Annotated in this window: 32 protein-coding genes; 27 read left to right on the top strand and 5 right to left on the bottom strand. The window is 32.6% G+C overall.

Annotated elements, in window-relative coordinates:
• The first annotated feature begins 10 nt into the window (after nucleotides 1-10).
• Entirely contained in the window at nucleotides 11-1033 is a 1023-nt protein-coding gene (locus tag AAA453_RS09550; RefSeq protein ID WP_427704654.1) for a CAP-associated domain-containing protein, read from the top strand.
• Nucleotides 1034-1233: 200 nt separating this feature from the next.
• On the opposite strand, the gene lexA is transcribed toward AAA453_RS09550, so the two are convergent.
• Nucleotides 1234-1857 (bottom strand): transcriptional repressor LexA, encoded by a 624-nt coding sequence (lexA, locus tag AAA453_RS09545; RefSeq protein ID WP_069832155.1) that lies wholly within the window; start codon nucleotides 1855-1857, stop codon nucleotides 1234-1236.
• Between the two features lie 141 nt (nucleotides 1858-1998).
• Between lexA and sosA the strand changes: the two genes are divergently transcribed.
• The 4 genes from sosA to AAA453_RS09525 all read left to right on the top strand — a co-directional run bounded on the left by sosA (nucleotide 1999) and on the right by AAA453_RS09525 (nucleotide 5129).
• Nucleotides 1999-2232 carry a DNA damage-induced cell division inhibitor SosA gene (gene sosA / locus AAA453_RS09540; protein ID WP_069815893.1) on the top strand — a complete coding sequence of 78 codons (234 nt, stop codon included), beginning with the start codon at nucleotides 1999-2001 and terminating at the stop codon, nucleotides 2230-2232.
• A 130-nt stretch (nucleotides 2233-2362) separates the two neighbouring features.
• Entirely contained in the window at nucleotides 2363-2611 is a 249-nt protein-coding gene (locus tag AAA453_RS09535) for a DUF896 domain-containing protein (RefSeq protein WP_069815891.1), read from the top strand.
• A gap of 77 nt (nucleotides 2612-2688) precedes the next feature.
• On the top strand, nucleotides 2689-4677 hold the full coding sequence (gene tkt, locus AAA453_RS09530; RefSeq protein WP_069815888.1) for a transketolase: 1989 nt from the start codon (nucleotides 2689-2691) through the stop codon (nucleotides 4675-4677).
• Nucleotides 4678-4889: 212 nt separating this feature from the next.
• Entirely contained in the window at nucleotides 4890-5129 is a 240-nt protein-coding gene (locus AAA453_RS09525) for a YneF family protein (RefSeq protein WP_427704652.1), read from the top strand.
• 84 nt (nucleotides 5130-5213) lie between these two features.
• Here the strand turns inward: AAA453_RS09525 and AAA453_RS09520 are convergent, their stop codons facing one another.
• The 4 genes from AAA453_RS09520 to AAA453_RS09505 are packed head-to-tail and all read right to left on the bottom strand — an operon-like array spanning nucleotide 5214 to nucleotide 7568.
• Nucleotides 5214-6299 (bottom strand): tyrosine-type recombinase/integrase, encoded by a 1086-nt coding sequence (locus AAA453_RS09520; protein WP_423164650.1) that lies wholly within the window; start codon nucleotides 6297-6299, stop codon nucleotides 5214-5216.
• On the bottom strand, nucleotides 6286-6750 hold the full coding sequence (locus AAA453_RS09515) for an ImmA/IrrE family metallo-endopeptidase (protein WP_427704649.1): 465 nt from the start codon (nucleotides 6748-6750) through the stop codon (nucleotides 6286-6288). The genes AAA453_RS09520 and AAA453_RS09515 overlap by 14 nt, the downstream gene beginning before the upstream one ends.
• A 58-nt stretch (nucleotides 6751-6808) precedes the next feature.
• Nucleotides 6809-7165 (bottom strand): helix-turn-helix domain-containing protein, encoded by a 357-nt coding sequence (locus AAA453_RS09510; protein ID WP_427704647.1) that lies wholly within the window; start codon nucleotides 7163-7165, stop codon nucleotides 6809-6811.
• A 4-nt stretch (nucleotides 7166-7169) separates the two neighbouring features.
• Nucleotides 7170-7568: a helix-turn-helix domain-containing protein gene (locus AAA453_RS09505; RefSeq protein ID WP_427704644.1), complete on the bottom strand. Its 399-nt coding sequence runs from the start codon at nucleotides 7566-7568 to the stop codon at nucleotides 7170-7172.
• A gap of 191 nt (nucleotides 7569-7759) precedes the next feature.
• Here AAA453_RS09505 and AAA453_RS09500 point away from each other — a divergent pair, with 191 nt between their 5' ends.
• The 22 genes from AAA453_RS09500 to AAA453_RS09395 all read left to right on the top strand — a co-directional run bounded on the left by AAA453_RS09500 (nucleotide 7760) and on the right by AAA453_RS09395 (nucleotide 17423).
• The gene (locus tag AAA453_RS09500; protein WP_423164658.1) at nucleotides 7760-7978 is read left to right on the top strand and encodes a hypothetical protein; all 219 of its coding nucleotides are present in this window, start codon (nucleotides 7760-7762) and stop codon (nucleotides 7976-7978) included.
• Nucleotides 7979-7981: 3 nt separating this feature from the next.
• Nucleotides 7982-8218, top strand: coding sequence for a helix-turn-helix transcriptional regulator (locus tag AAA453_RS09495; protein WP_427704642.1), 237 nt, complete (start codon nucleotides 7982-7984; stop codon nucleotides 8216-8218).
• Nucleotides 8193-8387: a hypothetical protein gene (locus tag AAA453_RS09490; protein ID WP_423164661.1), complete on the top strand. Its 195-nt coding sequence runs from the start codon at nucleotides 8193-8195 to the stop codon at nucleotides 8385-8387. Before AAA453_RS09495 ends, AAA453_RS09490 begins: the two co-directional genes overlap by 26 nt.
• 56 nt (nucleotides 8388-8443) lie before the next feature.
• The gene (locus AAA453_RS09485; RefSeq protein WP_196769877.1) at nucleotides 8444-8584 is read left to right on the top strand and encodes a hypothetical protein; all 141 of its coding nucleotides are present in this window, start codon (nucleotides 8444-8446) and stop codon (nucleotides 8582-8584) included.
• 18 nt (nucleotides 8585-8602) lie between these two features.
• Nucleotides 8603-8869 (top strand): hypothetical protein, encoded by a 267-nt coding sequence (locus AAA453_RS09480; RefSeq protein WP_427704639.1) that lies wholly within the window; start codon nucleotides 8603-8605, stop codon nucleotides 8867-8869.
• Nucleotides 8870-8975: 106 nt separating this feature from the next.
• Nucleotides 8976-9947 (top strand): YqaJ viral recombinase family protein, encoded by a 972-nt coding sequence (locus AAA453_RS09475; RefSeq protein WP_427704637.1) that lies wholly within the window; start codon nucleotides 8976-8978, stop codon nucleotides 9945-9947.
• Nucleotides 9948-10078: 131 nt separating this feature from the next.
• Nucleotides 10079-10894, top strand: coding sequence for a recombinase RecT (locus tag AAA453_RS09470; protein WP_423164667.1), 816 nt, complete (start codon nucleotides 10079-10081; stop codon nucleotides 10892-10894).
• Nucleotides 10895-10897: 3 nt separating this feature from the next.
• Nucleotides 10898-11149: a hypothetical protein gene (locus AAA453_RS09465; RefSeq protein WP_423164669.1), complete on the top strand. Its 252-nt coding sequence runs from the start codon at nucleotides 10898-10900 to the stop codon at nucleotides 11147-11149.
• 91 nt (nucleotides 11150-11240) lie between these two features.
• The gene (locus tag AAA453_RS09460; protein WP_427704635.1) at nucleotides 11241-11486 is read left to right on the top strand and encodes a helix-turn-helix domain-containing protein; all 246 of its coding nucleotides are present in this window, start codon (nucleotides 11241-11243) and stop codon (nucleotides 11484-11486) included.
• A 216-nt stretch (nucleotides 11487-11702) separates the two neighbouring features.
• Nucleotides 11703-12446, top strand: a complete 744-nt coding sequence (locus AAA453_RS09455; protein ID WP_427704632.1) for a DnaD domain protein — start codon at nucleotides 11703-11705, stop codon at nucleotides 12444-12446.
• Between the two features lie 11 nt (nucleotides 12447-12457).
• The gene (locus AAA453_RS09450; protein ID WP_427704630.1) at nucleotides 12458-13243 is read left to right on the top strand and encodes an ATP-binding protein; all 786 of its coding nucleotides are present in this window, start codon (nucleotides 12458-12460) and stop codon (nucleotides 13241-13243) included.
• Nucleotides 13237-13500 (top strand): hypothetical protein, encoded by a 264-nt coding sequence (locus tag AAA453_RS09445; RefSeq protein WP_427704628.1) that lies wholly within the window; start codon nucleotides 13237-13239, stop codon nucleotides 13498-13500. The genes AAA453_RS09450 and AAA453_RS09445 overlap by 7 nt, the downstream gene beginning before the upstream one ends.
• 83 nt (nucleotides 13501-13583) lie before the next feature.
• The gene (locus AAA453_RS09440; protein ID WP_427704625.1) at nucleotides 13584-14324 is read left to right on the top strand and encodes a BRO family protein; all 741 of its coding nucleotides are present in this window, start codon (nucleotides 13584-13586) and stop codon (nucleotides 14322-14324) included.
• Nucleotides 14325-14335: 11 nt separating this feature from the next.
• Nucleotides 14336-14737, top strand: a complete 402-nt coding sequence (locus AAA453_RS09435; protein WP_427704623.1) for a hypothetical protein — start codon at nucleotides 14336-14338, stop codon at nucleotides 14735-14737.
• Nucleotides 14730-15233 (top strand): single-stranded DNA-binding protein, encoded by a 504-nt coding sequence (locus tag AAA453_RS09430; protein WP_427704620.1) that lies wholly within the window; start codon nucleotides 14730-14732, stop codon nucleotides 15231-15233. The genes AAA453_RS09435 and AAA453_RS09430 overlap by 8 nt, the downstream gene beginning before the upstream one ends.
• A 47-nt stretch (nucleotides 15234-15280) precedes the next feature.
• Entirely contained in the window at nucleotides 15281-15772 is a 492-nt protein-coding gene (locus AAA453_RS09425) for a hypothetical protein (protein WP_427704617.1), read from the top strand.
• Nucleotides 15773-15783: 11 nt separating this feature from the next.
• Nucleotides 15784-16176 carry a hypothetical protein gene (locus AAA453_RS09420; RefSeq protein ID WP_427704615.1) on the top strand — a complete coding sequence of 131 codons (393 nt, stop codon included), beginning with the start codon at nucleotides 15784-15786 and terminating at the stop codon, nucleotides 16174-16176.
• 2 nt (nucleotides 16177-16178) lie between these two features.
• Nucleotides 16179-16397, top strand: a complete 219-nt coding sequence (locus tag AAA453_RS09415) for a hypothetical protein (protein ID WP_427704613.1) — start codon at nucleotides 16179-16181, stop codon at nucleotides 16395-16397.
• Between the two features lie 39 nt (nucleotides 16398-16436).
• Nucleotides 16437-16643, top strand: a complete 207-nt coding sequence (locus AAA453_RS09410) for a hypothetical protein (protein WP_427704610.1) — start codon at nucleotides 16437-16439, stop codon at nucleotides 16641-16643.
• Nucleotides 16644-16647: 4 nt separating this feature from the next.
• Nucleotides 16648-16899: a hypothetical protein gene (locus AAA453_RS09405; protein ID WP_427704607.1), complete on the top strand. Its 252-nt coding sequence runs from the start codon at nucleotides 16648-16650 to the stop codon at nucleotides 16897-16899.
• A gap of 12 nt (nucleotides 16900-16911) precedes the next feature.
• Nucleotides 16912-17151, top strand: a complete 240-nt coding sequence (locus AAA453_RS09400; protein ID WP_427704605.1) for a hypothetical protein — start codon at nucleotides 16912-16914, stop codon at nucleotides 17149-17151.
• A 14-nt stretch (nucleotides 17152-17165) separates the two neighbouring features.
• Complete coding sequence (locus tag AAA453_RS09395) at nucleotides 17166-17423, top strand: hypothetical protein (protein ID WP_427704603.1); 258 nt, start codon at nucleotides 17166-17168, stop codon at nucleotides 17421-17423.
• Nucleotides 17424-17569: the final 146 nt, after the last annotated feature.

The following is a 17569-nucleotide window of genomic DNA, read 5'->3' as shown; positions in this document are numbered from 1 at the left end:
TTTATAGTGGGTGTATAAAATCAGAAAAATTTTATTATATATAGTTGTTTTGTTAATCATAGTATTAGTCGTTCCAATCAAAGAAACAGCTCCTATGACATCGTTACAACAACAGTTTAAATCAAAAGTGGATGGTTGGACATCAGAACAATCTACTTCTGATGATGCGTTGAAAGTGCCGAGTGAACAAGAATTTGCTGTGAATAATATTCAAATGAACATGACTAAAGATGAAGTTGACAAAAAGTTAGGAGACGCACAACGTGTGACTTCTAGTGAGTACGGTACAAATTGGCATACTTACTACTCTGGTGATTATAGATCATTTGTGATGGTGAGTTACATTGATGATAAAGTAAATGCACTTTATAGTAATCAGAATGTGATTTCATCAAAATCAAAAATTAAATATGGAACACCCAAAGAAGTCGTTAGAGATAGATTAGGTGAACCTATTACTGAAAAAGAAAAAGGTCATGTAAAATTTGATGTGCAAGATGACGAATTCGACAATTTCCATGATGATCAGATTTATACAACAGCTTTTTACGACAAACATGAGAACAATAACTTAACTGCACTTTTACAAGTTAGTGAAAAAATGGAAAACCGCTTACAACAACAATACGCTGCACCATCAGAAGGGTTAGCGCAAAGTTTCGAATTACAAAACTTTGATTTAGTAAACGCTGAGAGAGTCCAACGTGATTTAGCCTCGTTAAATTATTCGGCTAGTATTTCTGATACTGCTAGAAAACATAGTGTAGATATGGCAGAGCATGATTATTTTGATCATGATAATTTATCAGGTGATTCACCATTCGACAGATTAGAAGCTGACGGTCATGATTTTAATGCAGCAGGTGAAAATCTAGCTTATGGTCAAACAAGTAGCATTTATGCACACCAAGGTTTAATGAATTCATTGGGACATAGAAAGAACATACTAAAAAAAGAATTCAAAACATTAGGTGTAGGTGTCGACTTTAATGAAGATAGACAACCTTATTGGACTGAAAATTACAGTGGATAGTGTTTATTGATTGTTATAAGAGGGTATCTTATAATTTGTGAGGATGAATAAGTTATGACAACAAATAAAAAAGATAAAACAGAAGATATACTTGAAAAAGTAAAAGAAGTCTTAGATAAAAAAGACAAAAAATAAGAGGTTGAGCTCATTGCTCAATCTCTTATTTTTGTGAGAGTGTTTTTAAAGGATTCAATTTATAATTACATTTCTCTAAATAGGCCTACAACTTTACCTAATACAGTTACATGTTCCAAATAGATAGGTTCCATTGTACTATTCTCAGGTTGTAAGCGATAACGTGTCTTTTCTTTATAGAACCGTTTAACAGTAGCTTCATTTTCTTCAGTCATAGCAACAATAATATCTCCATTTTCAGCGATTGTTTGGCTTCTAACGATTACTTTATCACCATCTAAGATACCTGCTTCAATCATACTGTCTCCAACGACATTGAGAATGAAAATATCACTATTATGAGTTGAAGTGAAGTGTTCGGGTAACGGGAAATATTCCTCAACATTTTCTACGGCAGTAATCGGTATACCGGCTGTTACTTTACCGATTACAGGAACATGAATAGTTTCTTCCATATTTAAAGTATCACCTAATTGTTCTGATACAATTTCAATTGCACGAGGTTTAGTAGGATCTCTTCTTATATAACTCTTTTCTTCTAATCTTGATAAATGACCGTGCACTGTAGAACTTGATGCTAATCCTACGGCTTCACCAATCTCTCTTACACTTGGCGGATATCCTTTTGAATGAACTGTTTGTTTTATATATTCGAAAATTTCACTTTGTCGCTTTGTTAACTCTCTCATAGTAGGCACTCCCTAGATTAATTTGTTTTTATTATAGCATGCATATATATATATTACAAACGTTTGTTCGTTTCTTGTTGACTCGGAACAAGTGTTCTGGTAAGGTGTAAATACAAACAAACGTTCTAGGAGTGGCTATTAATGTTGAAAATATATAAACACCAAATAAAAGCGTATGTAACAGTGTTACTTGTTACGATGCTATTAAGCGCATTATTTATTTTAAGTGCACATAACAATGCAGAATCAGAACAGACGTACGAAATGACCGATCATCAAATAACGCATGAACCAGCACAAAGCGAACAATACAATGTGAAAATCGAAGAGAATAGCGAACACGAACAACAACCGGTTATAGCAGCGGTTAAATAATTTTTTAAATAGAAGTGATTTGGGAAAGCAAGCATGTTAATAGTAAATAGGGATAAAGTGAGCGAAACGATTTAGTTTCGCTCACTTTTTTGTTATATTTTTCCTAGATTATAAATTACGGAGGTTAACTATGGCTAACAAGGGTAGCGTAGATTTAGAACGTATTAATGAATTAGCAAAGAAGAAAAAAGAACAGGGACTTACTCAAATTGAAGCCAAAGAGCAATCTAAGTTGCGCAAAGCTTATTTAGACGAATTTAGAGGCAAGTTCAAGCAACAAATTGAAAGTACTAGAATTATTGATTCAGAAGGAAATGATGTTACACCTAATAAAGTGAAAAAAATATTAGATTCTAAAGACAAAGAAGATAAAAACTAAATCACTTTTTTGTTAAATAGAAGAAAATTAATGTATAATGGTATTGAATCTTGCTAGAAGAAAGGAAGTCATGTTAGATGAATATAGAAAAAGATCAATTAGCGATAGATACGATTAGAGCGTTAAGTATCGATGCTATTGAAAAAGCAAACTCAGGTCACCCTGGATTACCAATGGGCGCTGCTCCTATGGCCTATACTTTATGGACGCGTCATTTAAACTTTAACCCCCAATCAAAAGATTTCTTTGATAGAGATCGCTTTGTATTATCTGCGGGACACGGGTCTGCGTTATTATACAGTTTATTACATGTTTCAGGTAGTTTAGAATTAGAAGAGCTAAAACAATTTAGACAATGGGATTCTAAAACGCCTGGTCATCCTGAATTTAGACATACGGATGGCATTGAAGTAACAACAGGTCCACTTGGACAAGGTTTCGCTATGTCAGTTGGTATGGCAATGGCAGAAAAACACTTAGCTGGTAAATTTAATAAAGATGACGCACAAGTTGTAGATCATTATACTTATGTACTTGCTTCTGATGGTGACTTAATGGAAGGTGTTTCACATGAAGCTGCTTCATTAGCAGGTCATAGTCAATTAGATAAACTAATTGTTTTATATGATTCAAATGATATTTCTTTAGATGGTGATTTAGATAAAGCATTTTCTGAAGATGTTAAAGGTCGTTTCGAAGCATACGGTTGGAAGCATATTTTAATTGAAGACGGTAATGATATCGAAGCAATTGATAAAGCAATTGAAGAAGCGAAGTCTAATGATGTACCTACAATAATTGAAGTTAAAACAATTATTGGTTATGGTGCACCAAACAAACAAGCTTCTCATGGTGTGCACGGTGCGCCATTAGGTGAAGACGAAAGAAAATTAGCTTTCGAAAATTATGGTTTAGATCCTGAAAAACGTTTCAATGTGCCTGAAGAAGTATATGAAATTTTCCAACAAACTATGCTAAAACGTGCTAACGAAAACGAAGAAGCATGGAATAAACTTGTTGAAGAATATAGCAGTAAGTACTCAGATTTAGCTGAAGAATTTAAACTAGCTATTAGTGGTAAATTACCAGTAAATTATAAAGATGAGTTACCAAACTTCGAAGCTGGCCATAGTGGTGCTTCTCGTGCTGATTCTGGTGAAGTAATACAAGCATTAAGTAAAACAGTACCTTCATTCTTTGGTGGGTCAGCAGACTTAGCTGGTTCTAACAAATCAAACGTAAAAGATGCGGCTGATTTTGACAAAGATACACCAGAAGGCAAAAATATTTGGTTTGGTGTGCGTGAATTCGCAATGGGAGCTGCAGTAAATGGTATGGCTGCACATGGTGGATTACATCCATACGGTGCAACATTCTTCGTATTCAGTGACTACTTAAAACCAGCACTTCGTTTATCATCAATCATGGGCTTAAATTCAACATTCATCTTTACGCATGATTCAATTGCTGTTGGTGAAGATGGTCCAACACATGAACCAATCGAACAATTAGCTGGTTTACGTGCGATTCCTAATATGAATGTGATTCGTCCTGCAGACGGTAACGAAACACGTGTGGCTTGGGAAGTAGCTCTAGAATCAGAAAGTACACCAACATCATTAGTATTAACGCGTCAAAACCTTACAACAATGGACTTACCAAAAGAAACAGTTGAAGAGGGCGTACGTAAAGGTGCTTATGTAGTGTTTGAATCTGACAAAGAAGCAGAATTCTTATTATTAGCAACAGGATCTGAAGTTAATCTTGCTGTAGATGCAGCAAAAGATTTAGAAGCACAAGGTAAAGGCGTTCGTGTTGTATCAATGCCTAACTGGAATGCATTCGATCAACAATCTGCTGAGTATAAAGAATCAGTATTACCATCATCAATTACAAAACGTGTAGCTATTGAAATGGCTTCACCACTTGGTTGGCATAAATATGTCGGCACACAAGGCAAAGTCATCGCAATTGATGGATTTGGTGCAAGTGCGCCTGGCGATTTAGTAATTGAAAAATATGGTTTCACTAAAGAAAACGTATTGAATCAAATACAAACATTCTAATTAATATAATTAATTATTTAAATTGTTGGTATGAGAGCGAAAGTTCTCATACCAATTTTTATTATTAGATATAAAGCATAGCTTATATTTACAAATTGATTTTGTAATTGATATAATACATAAGGTTGAAAAAATATATATTAATTGAGTTGCTCTTGAAAAGGAGCACCAATTTTAGTAAAATTCATTAGGATAGGAAAGTGGGTGAAACAATGGCAACTTGGTTAGCAATTTTATTAATCGTGTTAGCACTAATTCTAGGACTAGTCGGTGGATTTTTCCTTGCAAGAAAATATATGATGGATTATCTTAAAAAGAACCCACCAATTAACGAAGAAATGCTACGTATGATGATGATGCAAATGGGTCAAAAACCATCTCAAAAGAAAATAAATCAAATGATGACGATGATGAACAAGAATCAGCAAGACCAAATGAAAAAGCCTAAATAAGGCATGAGAACGGGGTTTACAGCACTTTGATAAGTGTTAGTAAACCCCGTTCTTTTTGCTATTGGCAACAAATTGGCAACAAAACTAAAAACTATTATTATAAGCGTTAGTTAATACGGATTGTAATTCCTTTTCAGTGTTCGGATATAAATGTCCGTATGTGTTCGCAGTTGTGGTTATATCTGAATGTCCTAAATGCTTAGAAATAGTATACAACTGTACGTTATTGTTAATTAACAATGTTGCGTGTGAGTGTCGCAAGTTGTGTACTCTTATTGGTTTAACATTCGCTTTATCAATACCAATCTTAAATTGTTTATTAACATTTGATAATGCCATTGGTTTTGCTATTGTTCTAACTGTAAAAATGAAATCATCGTTATTAATATATTTAAATTTTTCTAATTGGTATTGTTCTAATTCTTTTAATTGTTCTATTACGTGTTTTGGTATTGTTATTGTACGTTCCGACGGTGTGGTTTTAACTGTAGTGATTGTTTTATCATTCCATGAGTTATTTATTTCTATTTCTTCATTTTCAAAATCAACATCGCAATATCGTAAGGCTAATATTTCGCCTTTACGAGCGCCGGACCAAAACAAGACCATGAACAGCGTTTTATATACCACGTTATCTACTACATTTATAAAGTGATTAAATTCATCAATAGTCCAATACTCTTGTTTGCGACGTTCTTCATGTTTTGGAAGTGATACAACCTTTACAACGTTACGTGATAAGTTGTAGAAGTTAACAGCAAAATTAAATATAGCCGATAAATTACGTCGTATATTACTTAACATGGAATTACTGTATTTATCGAAAATAGTTTGATAAAAGTCGTCGATATGTTTTGGCTTTATATTCTTAATCGGTGTGGTTTTAAAGTGTGGTATCAGAATATGATTTATCAGATTATTCTGATTATAAATAGTAGTTTCTTTTTTTCGTCCTTTAGAATAACGCATAAATCTTTCGGCGATTTCTCTAAATGTATATTGTTCTTCAATGTCTGTATCGTATGTTTCTAAAAATCTTTGTTGGGCAATTAGGGCATCTTTCTTTTTGGCGAACCCCCGTTTTTTCTTATGTACTTTTTCGCCTTGTACATTTTCAACACGTACAGAATAGAACCAATTATTTGTGTTGGGGTCTTTATGAACAGTCATTTGATATACTCACTTCATCATTACAATAATAATTGCATAAACTAATTAAACGTTTTCTAGCTACACCATGCCCAACATCATAAAAAACCATTAAGTCTTTTTCAGTAAACAATTCATGTAATTCAATTTCTTTTTGAGGCATACGTATTAACAAACTGAATTTATCAGCCTCATTTTCTTGTTTTTTATTAAACATATCGTTCATGTTGCGTTGGTCTGTTTCGTGTAGCATATAATGACCTAATTCATGCGTAAAATCTTCCCACATTTTACAGCGTTCATCTTGCTTTATATAAATTATGTCATAACTTTTAATCTTCATCGTACAACTCATATGTTCATTGTATACGATTATTATATTTAAGTAATCTGCTATTCCTTCAATAGTAAATTCTACATTGTTTACATTTAATTCATTTGTTAACTCATTAACTTTATCATCTATAAGCATAACTATTACTCCCTTTTAAGTTACATTGATGTATTTTTTGTGAAAAAAATAAACGATGCTATGTTTCATCGTTTTTTTCTTTTATAGTTTTTGCTATTAAGTAGTCGGCTTGGTCCTCCAACGACTGTATGATTCTTGTTTTTTCTTCACTTGATAATTCATCAAATGATTCCTTATCTTTAAACATGATTGATTGATAGTTTCTTTTAGTATTTTCAACATCTCCCAAAATGTCGTTAGTCGTACAATCAAGTGCATGTGCTAATTTTAAAAGTTGCTTGTTATTTGGCGAAGTATAACCACGTTCCAAATTTGATATGATTTGTTTACTTTGTCCGGTCTTATCTGCTAATGCTTTTTGTGTCATACCTCTTTGTTTCCTTAGAAATTTAAGATTTTTGCTATATTCTTCCAATTGATTAATCCCCCTTACTATTTCGGTATTTAGAAATCATAAAATCGGCTTGTTCACGTAGTGTAAGTAAGATTTTTTCTTTATCCTCACTTGGTAAACTATCAAAAGCATCTTTATCCCTAAACATAAAGTATTCATCTTCATTATTGTTTCTTGGTTCATCTAAGTAACCAGCTTTAACCATTAGATATTCATAATCTATATCAAACGCATCTGCCAATTTTCTTAAATCTTCCGGTACTGGTGTCATACGTTTGCCATGTTCTAATTCAGAAATGAATGTGTGTGATAATCCGGTTTTATTAGAAACTTGGTGCAAACTGTAACCTTTATTCTTACGAGCATTAAAAAGAACATCTGTTAATTCTTTGCTTGCTCTTGGTCTAGCTTTTTTGTTACTCATCGAATCCCCCTCACAATAATTTATATCAATATCAAGTAACTTATAAGGTTAGTATACACTAAAAAGTAACGTGTTTTAATACTTTTTTGTAATTTTCTTGTTTACAAATATTAAATTTTGTATTACTATTGTGAAAGAAAGATTTTGAAGAAAGTATAAACTCTTTCGAAAAATACTTGGGAGGTCATCACTTGGTTATTACACCAATGAAAGACAAGATAAAATCACAACTTAGAGAAAAGAAGATACTTAATAATATTGAGGCATCAAAAGAAATTAATATGTCACGTGTTTATTTCACGAATATTATTAATGGTAAAGCACAATCGCTTAAAGGGGCGTTACGAGTTAGTCATTATTTAGGTGGCAAACTTGAAGATTATTTTGATATAGATTTTGAGGGGGAATAAAAATTGAAAAAAGGAAACAAAAATTTCAAACTATCAAACATTAGAGAGAGAAACAGATTCACGCAACAGAAACTAGCCGACTTGCTACACATTTCAAAACAAACATATAACAGCAAGGAAAACGGACATTCTGATTTTACTTCCACTGAAATGATAACGATAGCAAAAACCTTTAATGAATCATTAGATACATTATTTTGGGAGGAAAAAGACAATGAAAATGTTAAAAGAGTTGTTTAATATAACGTTATTATTTACTGGTATTACATTAACTTTTGTATTTAGTCATTTAACATCATATTTTGTTAACGACGGTACATGGCTTACATTTCTTTATTTCTTTATTTTTATGGGTATGGCATTTGGTATAAAACAAATAGGAAGATATTACGTTAAAAATTTTTTGTAATAAAGTAACGTAATAAGTTATCTAGTAACTAAAATAAAACTTTTGGAGGTTAACGAATGAATGATTTAATCAGACAAATTTATGGTTTAGCAGAATTTGACGCAATGCACGACGAGGACGAAAAAGAAAATGTTTTCGGATATTTAGAAGAAAGCGCACACGACGAAATGAGAGAAGAAAGAAACATAAGAGGTTAAAAATGGGAGGTATAACAATTGGAAACAATAAAAAGGTTTGCAAGAACATTTAAGTGTGGTTATAAGCAAGAAAAAGAAAATGTGGTTTTAAGCGTTGCAGATTATGAAATTGTTATTAAACGTAAAACAAAATCAAATTATAAATATTATGAAATGAGTAGTAATACTTTTGACCAAGTAATTTGTGGGAGTAACCAAAATGATATTTTGGAAACTATGGCTTGTTTATTAAAAAATACCGCTAACTTTAATATCACTAAAGAAGTTTATTATTTTTTGAAATAAAAAAACGTCCGGCTGTCAACCGAACGCCAAAATATAAAAAATGTAATTAAAAAAAGAGATTATGCTTATTTAAAGCATGGGTTAATTATACAAGGAGGTTAAACATTTGTCTTATCAAATGAATAAACTAAAATCAATTAATACTAAAAATATGAGCGATGAAGAATGGAAACAATTACGAACGCACTCAATCGGTGGTTCTGATTGCGGTACTATCTTAGGTATGAACAATTACGAAAGTCCTTTCACTTTATGGCAAAAGAAATTGTGGGCGGACGAATACGAAGAAGATATAAGCGACAAGATACAAGTTAAATTCGGTCATTACAACGAACAATTTGTAGCGAAACTATTTGAAGATGCAACAGGTAAAAAAGTACGCAAGCATAACAAAATGATGTATCACAAAGATTATGATTTTATTAGTGCAAACGTTGATAGAGTAGTAATTGGCGAAAATGCTTTGCTAGAATGTAAAACAACAAGTGAGTTTCTAAAGGATAAATGGAAAGACGGAAACGTACCGGCAAGCTACATGGCACAATGTTATCACTACATGGCAGTAACAGGCGTGGACGTTGTTTATATAGCCGTATTGTTTGGAAACAGTGAATTTCATTACGAACCAATCGAACGTGACGAAGAAATCATAAACGATATTATAAATGCCGAAGTTGAGTTTTGGAACGAATACATCGTTAAAGGTCAAAGACCACCGGCAGACGATAGCGAAGTTACTTCAAAAGCGTTAAACAACTTTTGGAAGAACCCAAGACCCGACGTAGTAAACTTTGACGAAGAAAAAACAGCTTTATTTAAAGGTATTTTAGCAATCAAAGAACAGCAAAAGGAATTAGACAAACAGTTAAAAGGGCATCAAAACCAACTCAAAGAGTTATTGGGCGAAAATGAGTTTGGCGAAGTATCAGACTACAAAGCGAGTTGGAAGAAACAAAATCGAGAATCATTTGATGCAAAACGATTTAAAGAAGAATACCCGGAATTATACGAGCAATTTAAGAAATCAAGTACAACACGTACTTTGAATGTTAAAAAACTGAAAGTAAGTAACGGATAAAGAAACAAAGTAACGCTATATTGAATACACAAAGCACACATTAAGCGAAATTAAGTTTTATGAATAAATCTACTTAAAATAAATAATAGCCCGTATATACGTTGTACGGGCAAATATGGAGGAATATAAACATGGCTACACAAAATCAATTTAAAAATCAATTAACACAAAAGAAAGACGGCAACAACCAACCGCAACAAAAGGCAGTAGGACCAAAACAACAAATTAGTAACTTGTTAGACCAAATGGCACCCCAAATACAAAAAGCATTACCAAAACACATGAACGCAGACAGAATGGCAAGAATCGCCATGACGGCAGTATCAAGCACGCCGAAATTATTAGAGTGTGACCCTAAATCATTAATTGGGGCATTGATGCAAGCGTCACAAATTGGATTAGAACCAAATACAAATTTAGGACAAGCATATTTGATTCCATACGGTAAAGAAGTACAATTGCAAGTTTCGTATTTAGGTATGATTGAACTAGCAAATCGCAGTAAGCAATATAAGGCAATTTACGCCCATGAAGTGTACCAAGAAGATTATTTTGAATATCAGTACGGATTACAAAAAGATTTGGTACACAAGCCGGCAGACAATCCACAAAGTGAACCAATTGGATATTATGCAGTTTATCACTTGTTAAACGGTGGTTATGATTTTGTTTATTGGAGTAGAGCGAAGATAGACCAACACGCAAACCAATTTTCTAAAGCCGTACAAAAAGGTTGGCAAAGTCCATGGAAAACAAATTTTAACGCAATGGCTAAAAAGACAGTATTAAAAGACTTACTGAAATTTGCGCCTAAATCTATTGAAATGAACGACGCAGTATCAAGTGACAGTAAAGCGCAACAATTAGATGATGACGGAAACATAATTGATGTAACAGACTATTCACAAGTTAATGACGAACCGGCACAGTTACAGGAGGGCAATTAATTTATGCGTAGTAACAAAGGCACATTCATTTATAAGGGTTTTAAATTTAACAAAAACATTGAATTAGTAGATAACGGCGTAGCTTTAATGCTAACGCCCTTATCTGAAAATGAAATTATATATCAAGAGTTTATCGAAAGTGAACACGAATTAGAATTTGTAACGGGCGAATCATTAAGATACTTAGATGATTGGATAGAAACGCATACAACAGAACATGAAAGAGTTTTTGCCAAGTTGATTTATTGGCATTAACTTTTTTATAACTAAATTGTAACGTAATCCGTTACAAGTAACGCAATTTGTGTTACAATGTATTTATCAGTTAATCACAGGAGGTTAAAACATGATTTTGAAAAGAAAAATTGTTTTAAAGAGTTTTGAGTTTAGAGTTTTGTTATTACAAAAAGAATTAACGTTTACTGAATTAGGTAAACGTTGTGGGATTACACCGAATTATATTTCTATGATTGTATCACACCGTAGAAGTCCGGCGCCGGCAGTAGCACAAAAGATTTGTGATAACTTAGGCGTTAAATTTGAAGATATTTTTGAAATTAAGGACGTAACAGCCGGTAGTATGAGTATGTAAAAACAAGCATGTTAAAAATTAACATAGGTTAAGGTAAGTGATGTTAAAAATTAACATTGGTCCATGTTAAAAATTAACATCGGTACATGTTAAAAATTAACATTGGTACATGTTAAAAATTAACACGTAATATAGATTAATTATAACTAGATTAATTATAACTAGATTAACTATAACGAGAACAGTAAATCGTCGTAGTTTTTGGGAGGTTAAGAGTTGGAATTTGAAAATCAAGTCAATGGAACAATAATTGACGAAGTAGAAAAACAAGATAGATATTTTGTAAAAGCATTTAATGATTTAATACTATCAAGTCTTACTGGTAACGAATTAAAAATATATCTTTATCTAAGAATGTATGCCGGTAAAAAAAATAGTGCATTTCCAAGTATTGTAAGAATATCCGAAGAAATAAACATGGCAACGAGAACGGTAAACACTAACTTAAAATCATTATGTAAAAAAGGTTATTTGTATATAGCAAAACAAAAGACGGCTAAAGGCTTTCATAATGTATACCACATACTAGACCCTTATTATAACCAACATAGAAATTTTGAATCTAAAAAACAAAGTAATGTAATGCCTATATCTAGCAAGAACGACAAGCAAGAAAAACCAAAAGAACAATCGGTATCATCGTTTGATTTTTACCAACAAAACGGTTTTGGAATGTTACAACCATTTATAGCAGACCAAATAGGGGCATGGTTAGATGATTTTAAAGAACATGGCGATGAAATAGTTATAGAGGCAATGAAAGTATCTTTGATGAATAACAAGACTAATTGGAATTATGCAAACGGAATATTAAAGGCATGGTACCAAAAAGGTATTAAGAGCATTGAAGATATTCAAGCGCTAGAAAATCAAAGAAGTAAACAAAGTAATGGCACCGACGGACAATTAAAAGGGCAAGCGTTGAAAGATGCAATGCAAGACCCGAATTATTGGGATTAGGAGGCAAACAAATGCAAAAATTAATAAGTCCAAAACTAAAAAAACAACTCAAACAGTACGAGGCTACAAAGGTCACACCCGGTTTATATTGTGAATATTGCGGTCATAAATACGACTTACACGAATTTGAAAGTGGCTACACTGTAAAAGACGGTTGCGAGTGTGAAAATATCAAACAAGCAAAAGAAACAGCCGAAAGACGTAAACAAGAACATGAACAACGTAAGATTGACGCAATGTTTAACCAGTCACAGATTAACCCGTCAATTAAACAAGCTACAGTTAACAATTACAAACCGACAAACGAATCGCAACAAAGAGCAAAAGATATAGCTGTAGAGTACGTTAAAACATTTTCGTTAGATAATCCGAAATCATTAATATTACATGGGTCTATTGGCACAGGTAAATCGCATTTAGCATTTGCAATAACTAAAGCGTTGAAGAATCAAGGTTACAAAGTGGCATTTATGCACATACCTAAATTAATGAATCGAATTAAATCAACTTATAAACGTGACGCAACGGAAACAATCGAGGACATTATTAAGCAATTAACCGATTTAGATTTATTGGTTCTTGATGATGTAGGCGTAGACGATAGCGTACACGCAATAAATAAGCTATCGGATATAGTCGATAATAGAACAGGGCTAAACAACATATTCACAACAAACTACACTAACAAGCAACTAAACGATGATTTGAATTGGCAACGTGTTTATTCACGAATGAAGTTTAATGCTAAACGATTAAATGTATTAGGCGATGATTACAGGGAGGGCGACGCATGGTAACGCTAATTAAAGAAATACAAGAAGTTTTAAATTGCAGTGAAATATACGCACAGAAGGTTGTAGAGTACGCAGACGGCGACGAGGACAAGTTAAATTATCAAATCGACAGACAGTTATACAAACAACGAAATAACCAAGCGATTGTTGAAATTAAACCTAACGAAAAAAGCGTTAGTTTATACAAAGGCAATATAAGTACCAAATTAAAACAAAAAGGTAAACGGTTAGTAAGTATCGAAAAACGTAATTTCGCTTAATATACGCTTTATGAGATACCTTAAATTTGATTTTAAGTAACGCATTAAGAAACTAGGTAAAAATACAGGAGGTTTTTTGGATTATGAACGAATTAAAAGTTTTGGAACAGAAAGACATTTTAGGTAATGATTTTTCGATTTACGGAACAGCGGAAGAACCATTGTTCTTAGCGAAAGATATAGCAGAATGGATTGATTACAGTAAAACAAGTCAAGGTTATTACAACGTGTCTAAAATGCTTATGACAATTGATGAAGATGAAAAAACCACTATTACAAATAGTAATAGTGGCGGTAGTAAAGCCTTTTTAACAGAACAAGGAGTTTATGAAGTGTTAATGCAATCACAAAAACCAATTGCAAAAGTATTTAAGAAACAAGTTAAAGAGATTTTAAAAGAAATTAGAAAAACCGGAAGTTACCAACCACCAATGACAGCTAATGAACAATTGATGTTAACAATGAAAGCTCAAATGGAAACAAAGGAACAAGTAGATTACTTGCAAGATGAAGTACACGACTTGAAAGAAAACCAAAGATTAGATACAGGCGAATATAATCAAATTAGTATTTCAGTATCTAAACGGGTTAAATACATCAAGTCGGCGTATAACTTCCCAAATGCAAACGAGGTTAACAAAGAGTTGTACAAAGATATTAACGGTCAAATTAAGCGTATGACAGGTATTGTTACTAGAACGCAATTAAAACAAAAACACTTTAACGATGTGCTAGATATGATTTTAAATTGGTACCCGTCACAATCGACAGTATTTTTAATCAAGCAATCAATTAATGACGATAACGAACAACAAGCGATGTAGGAGGATATAAAATGGAAAAATTATTATGCGGTTTAGAAAACGAAATGATAAACGAGGCGTTAAACGGTGGTTTGAAAGAATTTGAATTTTTATTAGAGAATTGGGAAGTACGAAACGAACATCAAACAGCAAAATCAGTAGTTAAGGCATTGGGTTTAAAATTAACAGATAGTAATAGTTTTGAAGTAGAAAAACCAAGAATAATCAAATACGCAATAGCAAGTATTTTCGCTAACAAAGAAGTGTTTGAAAAACAAAACGGAAATGTAAAACGTTTAGGTAGGAACGAGGCATTAAATATTATTGTTGAAACTTATAGAGAGCTTGAAAAAGAAGTAAGTAAAAAGCATTTCTTAAAAACAATAGTTATGTTGAAAAATTTTATGATATTGGAGGAAATAAAAAATGATTAATTCAGTGACGTTAAGCGGACGTTTAACAAAAGAAGTTAAATTTCAAGTAACAACAAGTGGTGTACAGGTAGCAAGGTTTACGCTTGCAGTACAAAGAAGTTTTAAGGACAAAGACAATAACTATCAAGCCGATTTTATTAACGTTATAGCGTTTAGAGGTACGGCACAAATTGCGAATGACCGTTTGAACAAAGGCGATTTATGTAATATTCATGGACGTATGCAAACAAGACAGTTTGAGAACAATGAAGGGCAAATGGTGTACTTAACGGAAGTTGTTACAGATAATATTCAGTTAATCAATACAGGTAGAAACAACCAAGAATCACAACAACAAAGTAACTTTAATAGTCAACAACCACAGCAACAACGAGGACAAGCACAAAACAATTGGCAACAGCAAAATAACCAATCACAAGGCAATCAAACGCAAGGAAACCCGTTTTCTAATGCTAATGGTCCAATTGATATACAAGATGACGATTTACCGTTCTAAATTAAAAATACAAAATATATAAATGAAATTAAAAAGGAGTAAGAACGATGAACATAGAAACGATTAGAGATTTGACGGAAGAACAAAAAGAAACAATGAGAAAAAACAGCGTAACAAACAAGATGTTTAATAAACGGATTAATCAAGGTTGGTCGCTTGAAGAAACAATTTCATTACCGAGAACTTTTAAACTAGCAGACGACGGATTAATTTATAAGCAACTTAGAGTTAAAGGCGAGTTATACCACTTATCAAGCAAACAATATTTACATTTAGTAGAGATTGGCGTTGATTTGAACCGAATTTATACACGCATTGCGAAAGGAGAACCTTTTGAAATTGCGATAAAACGAAAAGTAAGTGAGAACTTAGAAGATTTAGAAGAACGATTGTTCATCGAAGAATACCACGAAACTCAAAAACAGAATGTTATTAAACCAAAAGAATTAAGAAAAAAAGTTAAACAAGATAAAACGCACAAAGTAAAAATTAGTAGGTATTGGAAAGTCACATATAATCAAATGATGAAACAATTCTAGGAGGTCAACAAATGAGTTTACAAGTTGAAACAATAAGTGGTTATACGGACAACATGGCGGAATTTGAAAACATACTAAACGATTTTATCGGTAGTCATTCGGTTATGTTTCCAATCGACTACAAAAGTATTAGTCCGAAGAACGACACACCACAGATAATAGCGCTAGTCACATATGAAACGAATAACGAGCAATGGCAAGATATTTTTAATCAAGTTAAAGACTATGATTACAACGAATTGTTAACAGCCGTATTAAAATTAAGTAATATGAATTTATCAATCGACACGATAGGTAATATAGTCACACGATATACAGACCCTACAGAATCAATTACAAGTGATTTAGCAAAGTTACACGATGTACAAATCGAATTTGATAAAGATTTAGACGGGGAGGTATAACATTGGAATTTTACCTTTACGACCATTCAAGAAACAAAGTAGCGACAGTTATAAAAGTAAATGCTATTGATTTCCATTTGAAAGGACATACAGGCACGAATATAAGCTACAAAGATGAAATGCTAACCGAACATCAATTAGAAGAATTTAAACGAAATTTCGACGTTGTAAGCGAATTTGAATTAGGTCAAATAAGTTTAGATGATTTATTACAATATTGAGTAACGTAATAAGTTTCTTTGTAACGTTAGGGGGTTTATATGTATTTAAAAACACACGAGCTGATACAAGAACAGGAAATTTGGTTTGTTAAAAAAGGTCATTCGCAATCTCATTTTGGGGTTGTGGACGACTTAATATATAACAACGGCGACTGTACGGCAATAATTAGGATTGGAAGAATCAAAGTAGAAATTAACGACAACTTTATTATTTTTGATAACAATTTAAAAAGTCTAGAGGGGTAATAAAATGATTGAAAAAGTTTGTAATAAAGATAAAGCATTGGAAGTAGGTATAAACGACGTAGCATATATAGAGTTTTTTAAACGAGAAACCGGCAACATTGATATGTTCTTAGGCAAAGACGAGAACAACAACACAAGAGCAATTGAAGGTTTTTTCATTGGCGATTATGAAATTGAATACAATCGTGAATTACCAAAAGTGGAAGATGTTAAACAAAAAGAAGTAGAACAGTTAGATTTGTTTAGTTTTATGTAAGGAGGTTTGAAAATGCCACGTATAGCCGAAAATGAATATGTAGTTTATAAAGGCGATGAAGTAATTTGTGGCGGAACACGTAAAGAAATCATGTTGAAGATGAATATTAGTGGGGGCATGTTTGATAGCATGACATCAACCCGGCGGTATCATGAAGAAAAAGCGATTAAAAAAAGACGTGGTGGAATTATGTACGCTGAAAAAGTAAGTATTGCTGAAATAAAAAAAGAATTGGGCTTAGTGCCTTATTAATCGGAGGTCATGAAATGGAAAATAAATTACAACTTGAACAAGAGAATAAAGAATTAAAAGCGAGTTTATCAAGTTTAGAAAATGATTATAATACTTTGCTGAATGAATATAAAAAAATGAAGGAAGAACGAGATACATTAATAGACGATTTGCCGGTAGTGAGGGCATCAAACGTAAGATTACAACGTGAGAACGGTAAATTGCGAAATGAGAAAAACGAATTAACTAGAAAAAACAATGTGTTGTTTGAAAAGAACGTGGAGGACGAGTAAATGAAAGATGAAATAGTTTTTAACGTAAATAGCAATAATTTATTGAATAGCGAAGATTTAGAGGTAGAAGGAGGCGCACCACGTCCAATCGGTTTTGTGTATGTTGAAAATGAATATGTTGAAGAATTAGAGAAGAAAGCGAAAGC

This window comes from Staphylococcus parequorum, assembly GCF_039237145.1.
In the GTDB taxonomy this organism is placed as follows: domain Bacteria; phylum Bacillota; class Bacilli; order Staphylococcales; family Staphylococcaceae; genus Staphylococcus; species Staphylococcus equorum_A.
Note: the sequence above shows the minus strand (reverse complement) of the source record. Positions and strands in the feature narration are given on the sequence as shown.